Source organism: Pseudomonas fluorescens, from assembly GCF_002022275.1.
In the GTDB taxonomy this organism is placed as follows: Bacteria; Pseudomonadota; Gammaproteobacteria; order Pseudomonadales; family Pseudomonadaceae; genus Aquipseudomonas; species Aquipseudomonas fluorescens_AJ.
Genome location: NZ_MSDF01000059.1, coordinates 48,117 through 62,365, shown reverse-complemented (window position 1 = coordinate 62,365; position 14,249 = coordinate 48,117). Strand labels below are relative to the sequence as shown.

At 58.9% G+C, this 14,249-nt stretch carries 16 protein-coding genes, 1 tRNA gene and 1 pseudogene; 15 read left to right on the top strand and 3 right to left on the bottom strand.

Features of this window, described 5'->3' with window-relative positions:
* Positions 1-43: 43 nt before the first annotated feature.
* Positions 44-772 carry a response regulator transcription factor gene (locus tag BFW87_RS29625; protein WP_078743264.1) on the top strand — a complete coding sequence of 243 codons (729 nt, stop codon included), beginning with the start codon at positions 44-46 and terminating at the stop codon, positions 770-772.
* Entirely contained in the window at positions 759-2,117 is a 1,359-nt protein-coding gene (locus tag BFW87_RS29620) for a sensor histidine kinase (protein ID WP_078743263.1), read from the top strand. The genes BFW87_RS29625 and BFW87_RS29620 overlap by 14 nt, the downstream gene beginning before the upstream one ends.
* Here BFW87_RS29620 and BFW87_RS29615 read toward each other — a convergent pair.
* Positions 2,114-2,635 (bottom strand): DUF2062 domain-containing protein, encoded by a 522-nt coding sequence (locus tag BFW87_RS29615; RefSeq protein WP_078743262.1) that lies wholly within the window; start codon positions 2,633-2,635, stop codon positions 2,114-2,116. The two genes, BFW87_RS29620 and BFW87_RS29615, sit on opposite strands and share 4 nt — an antisense overlap.
* Before the next feature lie 135 nt (positions 2,636-2,770).
* Between BFW87_RS29615 and BFW87_RS29610 the strand changes: the two are divergent.
* The 8 genes and pseudogenes from BFW87_RS29610 (at position 2,771) to murB (ending at position 9,628) form a co-directional block, all read left to right on the top strand.
* Positions 2,771-4,997: pseudogene (locus BFW87_RS29610) on the top strand (DNA internalization-related competence protein ComEC/Rec2).
* A gap of 109 nt (positions 4,998-5,106) precedes the next feature.
* A complete protein-coding gene (locus BFW87_RS29605; RefSeq protein ID WP_078743311.1) occupies positions 5,107-5,742 on the top strand; it encodes a MotA/TolQ/ExbB proton channel family protein in 636 nt (211 codons plus the stop codon).
* Entirely contained in the window at positions 5,739-6,167 is a 429-nt protein-coding gene (locus BFW87_RS29600) for an ExbD/TolR family protein (protein ID WP_078743261.1), read from the top strand. The genes BFW87_RS29605 and BFW87_RS29600 overlap by 4 nt, the downstream gene beginning before the upstream one ends.
* Positions 6,167-7,177 (top strand): tetraacyldisaccharide 4'-kinase, encoded by a 1,011-nt coding sequence (gene lpxK / locus BFW87_RS29595; RefSeq protein WP_078743260.1) that lies wholly within the window; start codon positions 6,167-6,169, stop codon positions 7,175-7,177. The genes BFW87_RS29600 and lpxK overlap by 1 nt, the downstream gene beginning before the upstream one ends.
* A 24-nt stretch (positions 7,178-7,201) precedes the next feature.
* Positions 7,202-7,387: a Trm112 family protein gene (locus BFW87_RS29590; protein WP_003174668.1), complete on the top strand. Its 186-nt coding sequence runs from the start codon at positions 7,202-7,204 to the stop codon at positions 7,385-7,387.
* Positions 7,384-8,148 (top strand): 3-deoxy-manno-octulosonate cytidylyltransferase, encoded by a 765-nt coding sequence (gene kdsB / locus BFW87_RS29585; protein WP_078743259.1) that lies wholly within the window; start codon positions 7,384-7,386, stop codon positions 8,146-8,148. The genes BFW87_RS29590 and kdsB overlap by 4 nt, the downstream gene beginning before the upstream one ends.
* Positions 8,148-8,612 carry a low molecular weight protein-tyrosine-phosphatase gene (locus BFW87_RS29580; RefSeq protein WP_078743258.1) on the top strand — a complete coding sequence of 155 codons (465 nt, stop codon included), beginning with the start codon at positions 8,148-8,150 and terminating at the stop codon, positions 8,610-8,612. The genes kdsB and BFW87_RS29580 overlap by 1 nt, the downstream gene beginning before the upstream one ends.
* Positions 8,609-9,628, top strand: a complete 1,020-nt coding sequence (murB, locus tag BFW87_RS29575; protein WP_078743257.1) for a UDP-N-acetylmuramate dehydrogenase — start codon at positions 8,609-8,611, stop codon at positions 9,626-9,628. Before BFW87_RS29580 ends, murB begins: the two co-directional genes overlap by 4 nt.
* Before the next feature lie 69 nt (positions 9,629-9,697).
* Here murB and BFW87_RS29570 read toward each other — a convergent pair whose 3' ends face one another.
* Positions 9,698-10,369 (bottom strand): Bax inhibitor-1/YccA family protein, encoded by a 672-nt coding sequence (locus BFW87_RS29570; RefSeq protein ID WP_078743256.1) that lies wholly within the window; start codon positions 10,367-10,369, stop codon positions 9,698-9,700.
* A gap of 152 nt (positions 10,370-10,521) precedes the next feature.
* On the opposite strand from BFW87_RS29570, the gene BFW87_RS29565 reads away from it, so the two are divergent.
* Positions 10,522-10,612 (top strand) — tRNA-Ser (locus tag BFW87_RS29565).
* A 116-nt stretch (positions 10,613-10,728) separates the two neighbouring features.
* Here the strand turns inward: BFW87_RS29565 and BFW87_RS29560 are convergent.
* Positions 10,729-11,403, bottom strand: a complete 675-nt coding sequence (locus BFW87_RS29560) for a tyrosine-type recombinase/integrase (protein WP_368483952.1) — start codon at positions 11,401-11,403, stop codon at positions 10,729-10,731.
* 220 nt (positions 11,404-11,623) lie between these two features.
* On the opposite strand from BFW87_RS29560, the gene BFW87_RS29555 reads away from it, so the two are divergent.
* The 4 genes from BFW87_RS29555 (at position 11,624) to BFW87_RS29540 (ending at position 14,248) form a co-directional block, all read left to right on the top strand.
* Entirely contained in the window at positions 11,624-12,142 is a 519-nt protein-coding gene (locus BFW87_RS29555; protein WP_078743255.1) for a DUF1993 domain-containing protein, read from the top strand.
* A gap of 443 nt (positions 12,143-12,585) precedes the next feature.
* Positions 12,586-13,092, top strand: coding sequence for a hypothetical protein (locus BFW87_RS32420; protein WP_254865973.1), 507 nt, complete (start codon positions 12,586-12,588; stop codon positions 13,090-13,092).
* 263 nt (positions 13,093-13,355) lie between these two features.
* Positions 13,356-13,553 (top strand): hypothetical protein, encoded by a 198-nt coding sequence (locus tag BFW87_RS29545; protein ID WP_078743254.1) that lies wholly within the window; start codon positions 13,356-13,358, stop codon positions 13,551-13,553.
* A 389-nt stretch (positions 13,554-13,942) separates the two neighbouring features.
* Positions 13,943-14,248, top strand: a complete 306-nt coding sequence (locus BFW87_RS29540) for a putative quinol monooxygenase (RefSeq protein WP_078743253.1) — start codon at positions 13,943-13,945, stop codon at positions 14,246-14,248.
* Position 14,249: the final 1 nt, after the last annotated feature.

The window sequence follows — 14,249 nt, the reverse complement described above, 5'->3', positions numbered from 1 at the left end:
TAATCTTGAATAATCAGCCATTGAGAATGACTTGCAGACGCTAATGAATCCCGCAGCAATTGGCCTACCCAGCATCCTGACCATCGAAGATGACCCCGTGCTGGGCGCCTATGTCCATGAGCACTTGGGGCGCTGTGGTTTTCAGGTCACCTGGTGCCAGAATGGCCAGCAGGGTTTGCAAATGGCGCGTGACCAGGCCTTCGATGTAGTGTTGATGGACATTCTGCTGCCGGGGCTGGACGGGCTGTCGATCCTGACCCATTTGCGTCAGAGCCATTCGATCCCGGTGATCCTGATGTCGGCCCTGGGCGCCGAAGCGGACCGTGTCAGTGGTTTTCGCCTTGGCGCCGACGACTACTTGCCCAAGCCCTTCAGCATGATCGAGCTGCGAGTCCGCATCGAGGCCATCCTGCGCCGAGTGGCCCTGGACCGGCGCCCACTGCCTGCCCGTTTACCCGCGCGCGATGATGCTCGCGCGCTGCGTTTTGATGATGAGCAGTGCGATGTATTCCACCAGGACCACTGGGCCGGGCTGACCCGCAGCGAATACCGCCTGCTGGAGACCTTGCACCGCCAGACGGAGGAAGTCCTCAGCAAAGCCTTTCTTTATCAGCATGTGTTGCAGCGCGGTTATGCCCCCCATGACCGCAGCCTCGACATGCATATCAGCCAGATTCGCCGCAAGCTCAAAGCCATCGGCTACAACGAGCGCGAGGTGCGCACGGTGTGGGGCAAAGGGTACGTACTGAGCGGCCAAGATGAAGGGCTTTAAACGGCTGCCCGGCAAGCACTCGTTATTCTGGAAGCTGGCCTGCCTGCTGATTGCCTTCTGTTTGTTGATGATCTGGCTCAGTTGGTCCTGGGGCCGGTACATGGAAGAGCAGAATGCCTACGTGGCCGAAGAGTCTCGCGAGATTCTGCGCGGCTATGCCGCGGGTGCCGAGCTGGCGTGGACGACCCAGGGCAGCGCCGGGGTGGACGCCTGGCTGCAGGTGATGGCCACGCGCGAAAAGACCTGGATCGGCGTGATCGGCAATGATCTGCAATCGCTCAGCAGTGCGCCGTTGAGTGATAAGGAAAGCCAGCGTCTGACTTTTTTGCGGGGGTTGGAGTGGCCGGTCAGCCGGCATGTCAAAGGCCTGCCGTGGTTGAAAATCCCGTTTCCGGTGGACCCTGACGCGGGTTCCCTGGTAATCGAACTGCCGAAGCGCTTTATGCCGGGGCGTTATCAGCTGTTCTGGCGAATGGTGACCAATGGGGTGATTCCCGGCGTGTTCACCTTGTTTTTATGCATCGGTCTTTATCGGCTGCTCATCATGCCTCTCAACCAACTGCGCGAGCAGGCCAATGCCTGGCGTGCCGACCAGTTGCATACGCGCATGTCCCGCGAAGCCACCAGTCGCAAGGACGAGTTGGGCGAGCTGAGCCGGGCGTTTGACCACATGTCCGAGCGCTTACAAGGCACCGTGGTGCTGCAGCAACAATTGCTGCGTGACATGTCCCATGAGCTGCGCACGCCGCTGAGCCGTTTGCGGGTGGCCTGCGACAGTGAGAATGACCTCTGGCAATTGCGTGAGCGGTTGGGGCGTGAAATCGACGCCATGCAGCGTTTGGTAGAAGACAGTTTGCAACTGGCCTGGCTCGACAGCGAGCGCGCGCCGCTGCCAGATGAAGACATTCAGCTACAGGCGCTGTGGGACATGCTGCGAGAAAACGCCTGCTTTGAAAGTGGCTGGCCAGCGTCGCGTTTGCCTTGCCTGTTGCCGTCCGACTGCTGGGTGCGCGGTAACCTGAACGCGCTGGCTCAGGCGCTGGAAAATATCCTGCGCAATGCCATACGGCACTCTCCCGCTCACGGGCTGGTCAAGCTGGACGGCTGCCGCGACGGTGATTATTGGCATCTCTGGCTGGAAGATCAGGGCGGGGGTATTGATGAGCAGGATTTGGAGCGGATCTTCGCGCCGTTTACCCGCCTGGAAGGATCACGCCCCGGGGATGGCGGTTTCGGCCTTGGCTTGAGCATTGCCCGCAACGCCGTGAAGCGTCAGGGTGGCCGCGTGTGGGCGGAAAATACCGAGCTGGGCCTGCGGGTGCATCTGCAGCTGCTGGCCCGTTAGCTTCCGGCACGGCGCTTTTTGCGCTTTTTCCATTGGTGCGCCACCCACCAGCGCCAATAGCCCATGGTCAGGAGGTAGGCCAGCGCACCCAGCACCAGCCCCAACACCACAGAACCCAACAGGAACGGCTGCCACAGAGTGCTCAACTGGCCGCTGATCCACTCCCAGGTCAGGTTGTCGGGCAAACTGCGTGGCGGCACATTCATCAGCCACGCCCCGGTCATGTAAGTGCAAATAAACACCACCGGCATGGTGATCGGGTTGGTCAGCCACACCAGGCTGACGGCAATTGGCATATTGCCGCGCACGATGATCGCGAGGATGGCCGCCAACAGCATCTGCAGCGGAATCGGAATAAATGCCGCGAACAAACCCACTGCCATGGCGCGCGCGACAGAGTGCCGGTTCAGGTGCCAGAGGTTGGGGTCGTGCAGCAGTGTGCCGAGAAACTGTAATGACTTGTGTTCCCGGATACTGCTGGGGTCGGGCATGTACCGTTTGAATAAGCGCCGGGGCATAAGGGGTCCAGGTCAGTTCGAGGGCCAAGTATGCCCGCATTCTATAAACAGAAAATTCAGACTTTGTGACAAAACATCATAGGCCGTGCGCCGTGCCCGTCTAAGACTGAGTGGATCACTTGAAAAGGATGATTCATGAGAACAGCAATGTTCGCGCTCGGACTTGGCTTGCTGTCACTGCGATTTTTACCCTCTTTGCCGCCGACCGGTGGGTTGCTGGCCATGCCGGTGGTCGCATTGATGCTGCTGCCGTTTCGCACGTACCCGTTGGCGTTTTTCCTGCTGGGTTTGAGCTGGGCGTGCCTGAGTGCGCAGTCGGCGCTGGATGATCGTCTCAACCCGGCGCTGGACGGGCAGACACGCTGGGTGGAGGGGCGTGTCATCGGGTTGCCGCAGCAGACGGAAACCGGCGTGCGCTTCGTACTGGCCGACAACCGGTCGCGTCATGCTCGGTTGCCCAAACAGATTCGCGTGTCCTGGCATGGCGGGCCGCCGGTGAACAGCGGCGAGCGCTGGCGTCTGGCGCTGACGCTCAAGCGGCCGTCCGGGCTGCTCAACTTTCATGGCTTTGACTATCAAGCGTGGTTGCTGGCCCAGCGCGTTGGTGCCACTGCGTCGGTGAAGGATGGTGAGCGTCTGGCGCCGGCTCGCAATGCCTGGCGCGACCCGGTTCGACAGAGGGTGATGGCAACCGATGCCCAAGGCCGCGAAGCGGCGGTCGCGGCGCTGGTACTCGGGGACGGTTCCGGGCTGAGCACTGAAGACTGGCAGGTCCTGCAAGACACCGGCACTGTGCATTTGCTGGTTATATCCGGCCAGCACATCGGTTTACTGGCCGGGCTGATCTACGGTTTGGTCGCGGGGCTGGCACGTTATGGTTGCTGGCCTCGCACCTTGCCCTGGCTACCGTGGGCCTGCGGCCTCGCATTTGCGGCGGCGTTGGGTTACGGCTTGCTGGCGGGGGCAGGTGTTCCGGTGCAGCGGGCGTGCGTGATGGTCGGGCTGGTGTTGCTCTGGCGTTTGCGTTTTCGGCACTTGGGCGCCTGGCTGCCGCTGTTGCTGGCATTCAATGGTGTGTTGGTGCTGGAGCCATTGGCGAGTTTGCAGCCGGGGTTCTGGCTATCGTTCGAGGCGGTGGCAATACTGGTTCTGGCCTTTGGCGGGCGCCTGGGGCCTTGGCGTTTCTGGCAGATCTGGACCCGTGCACAGTGGTTGATTGCCCTCGGGATGTTCCCGGTATTGCTGGTGCTGGGGCTGCCGATCAGTCTGAGCGCGCCCCTGGCCAATCTGTTTGCCGTGCCGTGGATTAGCCTGGTGGCGTTGCCTTTGGCACTGCTGGGGACTGCGCTGTTGGCGGTGCCTCTGGTAGGCGAGGGCCTGCTTTGGTTGGCCGGCGGGGCGCTGGAGGGGTTGTTCGGCGGGTTGAAACTTTTAGCCGGGCAACGACCGGCCTGGATACCCGCCGAGGTGCCCTTGGGGTATTGGCTTATTAGCCTGGCGGGCGCGACGTTATTGCTGTTGCCCAACGGTGTACCGTTTCGGTTGCTGGGCTGGCCGATGCTGTTGTTGGCGATCTTTCCTCCCAAGGAGCAGGTGCCCCATGGGCAGGTGGAGGTGGTGCAACTCGATGTCGGGCAGGGCCAGGCAGTGATCTTGCGCACCCGCCATCACACGTTGCTCTACGACGCTGGGCCGCGCTCGGGTGCGATTGACCTGGGTGCACGTGTGGTGCTGCCATCGTTGCAGAAACTGGGCGTATCGGCGTTGGACATAATGGTGCTCAGCCATGGCCACGCGGACCATGCAGGCGGTGCGGCGGCCGTTGCTCGCGGGGTGCGGGTTATGCGGGTAGTCGGCGGAGAAACCGAAGGCTTGCCGGCGTCTCTCGACATTCAAGCGTGTGTCAGTAATGAGCGATGGACGTGGGACGGTGTGTCCTTCGAATTGTGGCAGTGGCCTGGCGCCACTAGTAGCAATCCCAAATCCTGCGTGTTGCGGGTTCAAGCCAACGGTGAACGCCTGCTGTTGACTGGAGACATTGATCGCGCTGCTGAACAGGCTTTCCTGGCGTCCCCCCTGGCTGTCCGAACTGACTGGCTGCAAGCGCCCCACCACGGCAGCCGCAGTTCTTCCTCTGCGGCTTTTGTGCAGCGTCTGGCGCCGGGTTCGGTGCTGGTTTCCCGTGGCCGGGGCAATGCATTCGGCCATCCTCATCCGCAAGTGATGGCGCGTTATCAGGCATTGGGCAGCCGAGTGTATGACAGTGCCGAGCAGGGGGCCGTACGCGTGCAATTGGGTGCCTTTCAACCCCCCCGTTGTTGCGCGCAGTCAACGCCGTTTCTGGCGCGAAGCGTTACCGTAATCCAGCGTTACCAAAGACCCGAGCCTGTGACGGGCGGGTCGATGGCGGACGAGCCCCGTGACTGAACCTATATGGTAAAGTGGCGCACTTTTTCGAGGGGACATTCACTGTGTGGGAATTGGTCAAATCCGGCGGCTGGATGATGCTGCCGATCATCTTGAGCTCCATCGCCGCACTCGGCATCGTTGCCGAACGCCTGTGGACCCTGCGCGCCAGCCGTATCACGCCTGACCATCTATTGGGGCAAGTCTGGGGCTGGATCAAGAACAAGCAGCTGGACAAGGAAAAGCTCAAGGAGCTGCGCGCCAATTCACCCCTGGGTGAAATCCTCGCTGCGGGCCTGGCGAACTCCAAGCATGGCCGCGAGATCATGAAAGAGTGCATTGAAGAGGCCGCCGCCCGGGTCATCCATGAGATGGAGCGCTACATCAATGCGCTCGGCACCATCGCGGCCATGGCGCCGCTGCTGGGTTTGCTGGGCACGGTGTTGGGGATGATCGACATTTTCAGCTCGTTCATGGGCTCGGGCATGACCACCAACGCCGCCGTGCTGGCGGGGGGTATCTCCAAGGCGTTGATCACTACGGCGGCGGGCCTGATGGTCGGTATTCCTTCAGTGTTCTTCCACCGTTTCCTGCAACGACGCATCGATGAACTGGTGGTTGGCATGGAGCAGGAAGCCATCAAACTGGTGGAAGTGGTGCAGGGCGACCGTGATGTGGATTTCGTCGAGGGCCGAGTGTGAAGTTTCGCCGCAAGAGACGGGAAAACGTTGATATCAACCTCGCGTCGCTGATCGACGTGGTGTTTATCCTGCTGCTGTTTTTTGTCGTCACCACCACGTTTACCCGGCAAACCCAGCTGCGTGTCGACTTGCCGGAAGCGGTAAGCGGCTCGCCGGCCGAGGATCAGGAAACCAAACAACTGGATATCGCCATCAGCGCCGACGGGGTGTTTTCGGTGAATAACCAGTTGCTGGAGAAAAACGACCTCGCCAGCCTGATGGAAGCCCTGCAGAAAGAGTCCGGCGGCGATACCAACCTGCCACTGTCTATCAGTGCTGATGGAAAAACCCAGCATCAAGCTGTGATCACCGCAATGGACGCTGCCGGCAAGCTCGGTTTCAGCCATCTGCGCATGACCACCGTCGAGGCGGCGAGCCCACCCTGATGGCCATGTCCGATCAATTGCTCAAGGCCTGGTACGAAGGCCATCCAGCCCTCACGCTCCTGCGGCCGTTGGAGTCCTTGTATCGCCGCGTAGTGCAGCGCAAGCGCGCGCGTTTCCTGGCGGGCGAGGGCGATATCTATCAATCGCCGGTGCCGGTAGTGGTGGTAGGCAACATTACGGTGGGCGGTACCGGCAAGACGCCGTTGATTCTGTGGCTGATCGAGCACTGTCGCCGCAGTGGCTTGCGTGTCGGGGTGGTCAGTCGTGGCTACGGTGCCAAGCCGCCGCAACTGCCGTGGCGGGTCGAGGCCGATCACAGCGCGCAAGTGGCCGGTGATGAGCCATTGCTGATCGTGCAACGTTGCGGCGTACCACTGATGATTGATCCCGATCGCAGTCGCGCGGTCAAAGCGCTGCTGGCCAGTGAGCCGCTAGATCTGATCCTCTCCGATGACGGGTTGCAGCATTATCGCCTGGCCCGCGACCTTGAACTGGTGCTGATCGACGCTGCGCGCGGCCTCGGCAACCGCCGTTGCCTGCCTGCGGGGCCGCTGCGGGAGCCGGTTGAGCGCTTGCAGAATGTCGATGCGCTGCTCTACAACGGCGCGGTGGCTGATCGTGAGGATGGCTTCGCCTTTCGCCTGGTGCCTGGCGCATTGGTTAATCTGAAAACCGCTGAACGCCAGCCGATCGATTATTTCCCGGCCGGCCAGCAGGTGCACGCGGTCGCCGGCATTGGTAACCCGCAACGTTTCTTCAATACCCTTGAAACGCTACACTGGCAGCCAATACCCCATGCTTTTGCCGACCACGCGCCTTACAGTGCTGAGGTCTTGAGCTTCACGCCGTCATTGCCACTGGTCATGACCGAAAAAGATGCGGTGAAGTGCCGCGCTTTTGCCCGGCCCGACTGGTGGTACCTTGCAGTGGATGCGGTGCCGTCGCCAGCGTTTGTCGCCTGGTTCGACACACAGCTGATGCGCCTGTTGCCCGCCCGTCTTTTGCCTTAAACCGCTTTTTTCCAGGAAATACTCATGGACACCAAACTGCTCGACATCCTTGCTTGCCCGATCTGCAAAGGCCCGCTCAAGCTCAGCGCCGACAAAACCGAGCTGATCAGTAAAGGTGCTGGCCTGGCTTACCCGATCCGTGATGGCATTCCGGTGATGCTGGAAAGCGAAGCCCGTACCCTGACCACCGATGAGCGTCTGGATAAATGACCACCGCCTTTACCGTTGTCATTCCCTCGCGCTTCGCATCGACCCGCCTGCCGGGCAAACCGCTGCAAATGATCGGCAACAAGCCGATGATCCAGCTGGTGTGGGAGCAGGCCTGCAAAAGCAGCGCCGAACGAGTAGTGGTCGCTACCGATGACCCGCGCATCATCGAGGCCTGCAAAGGCTTTGGCGCTGAAGCGGTGTTGACCCGCGAAGACCACAACTCCGGTACCGACCGACTCGCCGAAGTCGCCACGCACCTGGGCCTGGCGCCTGATGCCATCGTGGTCAACGTGCAGGGTGATGAGCCGCTGATCCCGCCTAGCGTGATTGACCAGGTCGCCGCCAACCTGGCCGCCCACGGCGAAGCGCGCATGGCGACCCTGGCCGAACCCATCGAAGACATCGACACCCTGTTCAACCCGAACGTGGTGAAAGTGGTCACCGACATCAACGGCCTGGCGCTGACCTTCAGTCGCTCCACCTTGCCTTGGGCGCGTGATGCTTTTGCCAAAAGCCGCGATGTGTTGCCGGAAGGCGTGCCGTATCGCCGCCACATCGGTATCTACGCCTATCGCGCCGGTTTCCTGCACGACTTCGTCAGCTGGGGCCCATGCTGGCTGGAAAACACGGAGTCCCTGGAGCAACTGCGTGCCCTGTGGCACGGCGTGCGCATTCATGTAGGCGACGCTCTGGAAGCACCGCCGGCGGGCGTCGACACCCCGGAAGACCTTGAGCGCGTCCGTCGCCTGCTGGGGGCTTGATGGAGGTTCTGTTTGTCTGCCTGGGCAATATCTGCCGCTCGCCCACCGCTGAAGGTGTTTTGCGCCATAAGTTGCGCGAGGCGGGCCTGGCTGGCCAGATCGAAGTAGCTTCTGCCGGGACCGGCGAATGGCATATCGGTAACCCGCCTGACCGGCGCAGCCAGCAGGCAGCGCTGGCGCGCGGTTATGATTTGTCGGCCCAGCGTGCCCAGCAGGTTTCCCGCGCAGATTTCTCGCGTTATGACCTGATCCTGGCCATGGACCACAGCAACCTTCGCAACCTCAAGGCCATGCAGCCGGGGCAGGGCAAGGCGCAGCTGGATTTGTTCCTGCGTCGCTACGACGCTGAAGTGGACGAGGTGCCGGATCCTTACTATGAAGGTGAACAAGGCTTTGAGCGGGTCCTGGACCTGATCGAAAGCGCCTGTGATTTATTGGTGATCGAATTGAAGGGCCGGTTATGACCTTGCAAGTGCTCTCGCAGGTATCGCTCAAGCCATTCAATAGCTTTGGCATCGACGTACGCGCCCGCCTGTTCGCCGAGGCTCACAGCGACGCCGATGTGCGTGAAGCGCTGGTGTATGCAGAAGCACAGGCGCTGCCGCTGCTTGTTATCGGCGGTGGCAGCAACCTGCTGCTGACACAGGACATTCCTGCGCTGGTACTGCGCATGGCAACCCAAGGCATACGGGTGCTGCACGATGATGGCGTGCACGTCGTGGTCGAGGCTGAAGCGGGCGAGGCCTGGCACCCGTTTGTGCTATGGACCCTGGAACACGGCTTCTGCGGCCTGGAAAACCTCAGCCTCATACCCGGCACCGTCGGTGCGGCGCCAATGCAGAACATCGGTGCGTATGGTGTCGAGATCAAGGATGTGTTTTCTGGCCTCACGGCCCTGGATCGTCAAACCGGCGAGCTGCGGAACTTCAGCCTGGAAGAATGTAACTTCGCCTACCGTGACAGCCTGTTCAAACACGAAACCGGGCGCTGGTTGATTCTGCGCGTGCGTTTTGCCTTGAGCCGTGCCAACCACCTGAAGCTCGACTATGGCCCCGTCCAACAGCGGCTGGCTGCACAGGGGATCACCGAGGCGACGCCGAGTGACGTCAGCCGAGCGATTTGCAGCATTCGTCGCGAAAAACTGCCGGACCCTGCCGAGCTGGGGAACGCCGGAAGCTTCTTCAAGAACCCATTGGTCTCCCAGGCGCTGGCGGCCGAGCTGCAAGCGCTGTATCCGGACCTGGTGGCCTACCCGCAGCCCGACGGGCAGATGAAGCTCGCGGCCGGCTGGCTGATCGATAAGGCGGGCTGGAAGGGCTTTCGTGACGGTGACGCAGGCGTGCATAAGCTGCAGGCGCTGGTGCTGGTCAACTATGGCGCTGCCACCGGGCACGACATTGCGAACCTCGCGTTGCGTATCCAGCAGGATATCGCCAGGCGCTTTAAGGTTGATCTGGAAATGGAACCCAACAAGTACTAAGTACTAAACGTCAGCCAATAAAAATGCCCCGCATCTTTCGATACGGGGCATTTTTTATGCCGCTAGAGATCAGTCATCACGGCTCATGATGCCGAAGATCTGCAACAGACTGATGAACAGGTTGTAGATCGATACATACAGGCTGATGGTCGCCATGATGTAGTTACGCTCACCGCCGTGGATGATGGCGCTGGTCTGGAACAGGATGCACACGGAGGAAAACAGCACGAAACCGGCGCTGATCGCCAACTGCAGGCCGCTGATCTGGAAGAACATGCTGGCAACCACAGCGCCCAGCAACACGAAGAAACCTGCGGTGATGAAGCCGCCCAGGAAGCTCATGTCCTTGCGGGTAATCAGCACGTAGGCCGACAGACCACCAAACACCAACGCCGTCATGGCGAATGCCGAGCTGACCACTTCCGCGCCACCGGCCATGCCGAGGTAACGGTTGAGGATAGGGCCGAGGATAAAGCCCATGAAACCGGTCAAGGCGAACGCCGACACCAGGCCCCACGCCGAGTCACGCAGCTTGTTGGTCAGGAAGAACAGACCGTAGAAGCCGATCAGCACCACAAAGATATTCGGGTAGCGCACGTGCATCTGCTGAGCCATGAACGCCATCACGCCGCTGAATGCGAGGGTCAGGGCGAGCAAGCCATAGGTATTGCGCAACACGCGGCTGACTTCAAGCTGCTCAGCCTGCGCGTTACCATTCACTGCGTAATTCTGTTCGCGCATGGCGACACTCCTTCAGTTTTGAAACGTTCAGTCGCAAAGATCATAACAGACGCTCTGTAACAAGCCATGGCGAGAGTTTGACAGTGTGTTTCATTCGGGTATTATGGCGCCCGCTGAGACAGGATGGGCTACTATAATCCTGTGATGCACAAGGGAAATTGGCAGAGTGGTTGAATGCACCGGTCTTGAAAACCGGCGGACGTTAATAGCGTCTCCAGGGTTCGAATCCCTGGTTTCCCGCCAAGATTCAAACGAAAGCCTCGCGAAAGCGGGGCTTTTGTGTTTCTGAGGCTTCGTCTTGAGAGTGGCCCGAACGGCAGGCGTTCCGAAACTTTCTGGCAGGGGTTCCGAAATTTTTCCTATTTGGATGGCTTGGCGGTCGCGCCGATCCTCCTGTAGACCCTCTTCGTGATCTCCTGTTTGCTGTGCCCGAGCAGGAGGCTTGCATCACCGATGTCGAGGATTTCCGAGGCCGCTTTAGGCCGGATGTCACGAAACTGAAACCCGCCTATCTTCGCCGCGAGCAAAGGGTCGCCCTGGTCAATTGCTTTCTGCTGCGCCTTCTCCCGCGCTTTATCCCAGCGCAAGCGCAACATCCCCTTCGTCATCCACTTGCCGTGCTTGTTGATCAGCAGGTATTTCGAAGAGTGGTGCGCATTCCTCTCTGTAATTTCCCCAATTAACCGCCCAAGACTGTTTTCCACCGCCTCTGTGCGCATAAAGATCCGCAGCTTTAGACCGGTCTTGCCCTGCGTGACCAGGAAGTAATCTCCCTCTGTATCATCGCTGCGCATAATGATCACGCCCGCTGGACGCTGGCCGGTCAAATACTCGTTAGCTTCAAGCCATTTGCGCACTTGCTCAATACCGATATGCATGAGAAGCGAGTCAGCCGTTTTGTCTTCGGTGATTTCTTCAATATCGAAGCAGGCGATGACCGAAGCAGGCTCGACATAAGCCGTGATCTCTACTGCATTTCGGCCAGCAGGGCCGCAATGGAAGCCCTCAGCGTTGAACGTGATTTCTTTACTCATAATTTGCTCCGTGGATTTGGTTCACCTGTATTCGTAAACACTCATTCCTCCCGCTGGTTGCCGATGGGCGCGGGGGAGGAGTGCTGACGTAATAAAGACGGGGAAGGGGTTGCGGGAATGTTCGCAGAGGAAGGTCAACAGTCTGCTAGGATTCAAGGCGGTATTCGGGAGAAAGGCTGATCCTTTCTGCCCGCTATGAATGACTACTTAGGGAAAAGATATGTCGGTTTACTCAGTTACCATCCCGTGTTTCGCGCAAATGCTGCGATCGTTATCGGCTCTTTTGTCTAAGGGTGAGACCGCAGCTCTGGAACGCGGTTATGACCCGCAAATTCTGCTTGGCGCTCGACTAGCACCTGATATGCACGATCTGGCCCGACAAATTCAGTACGCCTGCACTCAAGCTCAGGAGGCGGTGCAGCGACTTACACTACGGCCGGTTAGTTCGCTCGCCCCTCCGGAAAATATGGCGGCAGCGAAGGAGCTAATCGAACGCACTTTGGTAGTTCTTGAATCAGCGGACCGCGCTCAGATAGAGGAAGGGGCGGAGCGCGAAATCGCTATCGAATTACCAAATGGCATGGCGTTCGATATGACCGGCAGCGAATACGCCGTGAACTGGGCTACTCCACAGTTTTACTTCCACCTGGTTACGGCTTACAACATCTTGCGCAATAACGGTGTACCTCTCGGGAAAGCCGATTATGTACAGCACATGTTTGCTTATCTGCGAAAGTAATCTCGCTGTCTTAAACCCGCTGAATCCACACCGGATATAGCTCGAATCCCCCCGAGTGTTGCCCGTCTACTCGCGACAAAATCCGCTCAGGCTCGGGACAAGGTGGCCACCCTGCTATCACGACAGAAGGCCGAGCTATATCACCTCGCGAAAGCGGGGCTTTCGTATTTCTGGCATCCGGTAATGCTGTGCGATTCGCACGCGAGACCATCAGGGTGCATGCGCAGCGTGGTCCCGCAATCATTATCCAATTAAATTTGTGTCTTTTCTGACGAGCTTTTCCTCGTCATCTTTTTGTTTTTTTACTACTATTGCCCATCTGCGTACTCAAGGAAGAGCGACTGAGCACCTTGAGGCTGGTAGAAAATTTACACTCGAACATTGAGTGAGTTATTGCTTTTTACCCAGAACCTAACGACTCAGCCAACCGTAACGACCTCTTGGTGGAACCGATGGATAAAATGTGTGGCATCGTTGTAGTGGTAGGACTGGCCCTTTCGGGATGCGCTACGAAAACTCCAGAAAAACCTAACGTGGCTCCACCTCCTGCCGTCGTCCAGGAAGCCCCCCCTGAAGCCGCTCATCCGACACCCGAAAACTGGACTGTGCGTTATGAGGCTGCACCTGCGAACGCCCATGCTGATGCCTCGAACCCTGCCTCGTCAGATGCCGCTCAGTCAGAATCAGAAACAAACTTGAATCAGAATCGCGCTGAGCAGTGCCGTAAAGAGCTGGATGTTTTAAAGGTTTACAACAAAGTGTCTTACAACAAATATGAGGCGGAATACCAGGGCATTGCTGCCAAGACTGCTAAATACATGGAAATCAAAGACTCATTGGGTCCTGATTTAAACTACATGGTCATGCCCGCTTATCAATTTCAAATTCGTGAGTTCTGCTTCCGGGTTAAGACCCGTCTGTCGGAGCTGGTGCTTCGCCAAGCCAAATAATGATTCCACGTCAGGCTGCGTCTTTTGCCAGTCAGGGAAGCTTTAAACAGGACTTCCATCTTTGGTGAAAGGCTCGCTTCGCCATAAGGCAGAATCGAGAAAGCGCAGGCGGCTTCACAGTGAGGTCGCAAAGCGCCAAACAAGCCTGGCAGTGTGCCGGGCTTGTTTGTGCTCACCGTTCGTCCACTGTCTGGCACTCGCTGCCATCCGCTGCCTCACATGTTTAAGCGCGGATAACCCGAGCGAAAGAACGGAGTGCCAGCATGGAAATCAATGAAAATGCCCCAGGCAATATTTCACAGCAGGCCGTAACCCGCGGCACAGACAACGAGACAGGGCACGATCCGAAGCGTGACGAGGACGCCGCCCCTTTGCCGCCGGACGACGAGGCGCCTCTTGAAGAAGATATGTCGGACGTGGACGCTGCCGATTCGGTGGCCAGCGAGCATCCCGATAACTGATGGATTGCCTCTCAACTGACCCGGCCGCCGCGTCGGGTTTTTCATGGGCTCGATTTACCTTCCTGCGCGTGGCCTGTCTGGCACTCAACGTTCACTCTCGTTCCCGCGTTTTGAACGTTTGATTGGTTACCCCCCCTGAAACCTTTCCAAAAGATCTCTTGCGCAAAAGCGCTTGGGGGGAGCACAGAGTGGACAGCCAAACCACAGACAAAGAAAAGCCCACGATGGGGGCGCGGGCTTAAAAGGTGTTCACTTAGGAGCTGAGTTCAGACTAGGCGCCCAACTGTGAAAACCACGTGAAATTAATGTGCCCACAATGTTTTTTGCATCGGGGCCAGGCGCTGACGTAGTGTGCTTTCCTCTCATCCATTCTGTGCAACGGGGTTTTCATGTCAGATGAAGTTCGGCTTGTCGTCATTATCACTACCCAGCCCGGCAAAGGGCCGCAACAGCTGGCGGCGTTTGGGAGGCTGGCGCCTCAGGTTCGAGCCGAAGACGGCTGCCTGCAATACGATTTGCATCCGGTGGTTGGCAACCCGGACAGCTTTGTACTGATCGAAAAGTGGGCATCCAAAGCGGCCCTGGATGCCCATCACGTGGCGGCGCATATGGTGGAAGCGGCCAGGCACAACCCGTCTTTCCGCACCGGGCCGGCGAGCGTTTTGCTGCTGGACGCTGCGGTGTTGTCGGCCTGAA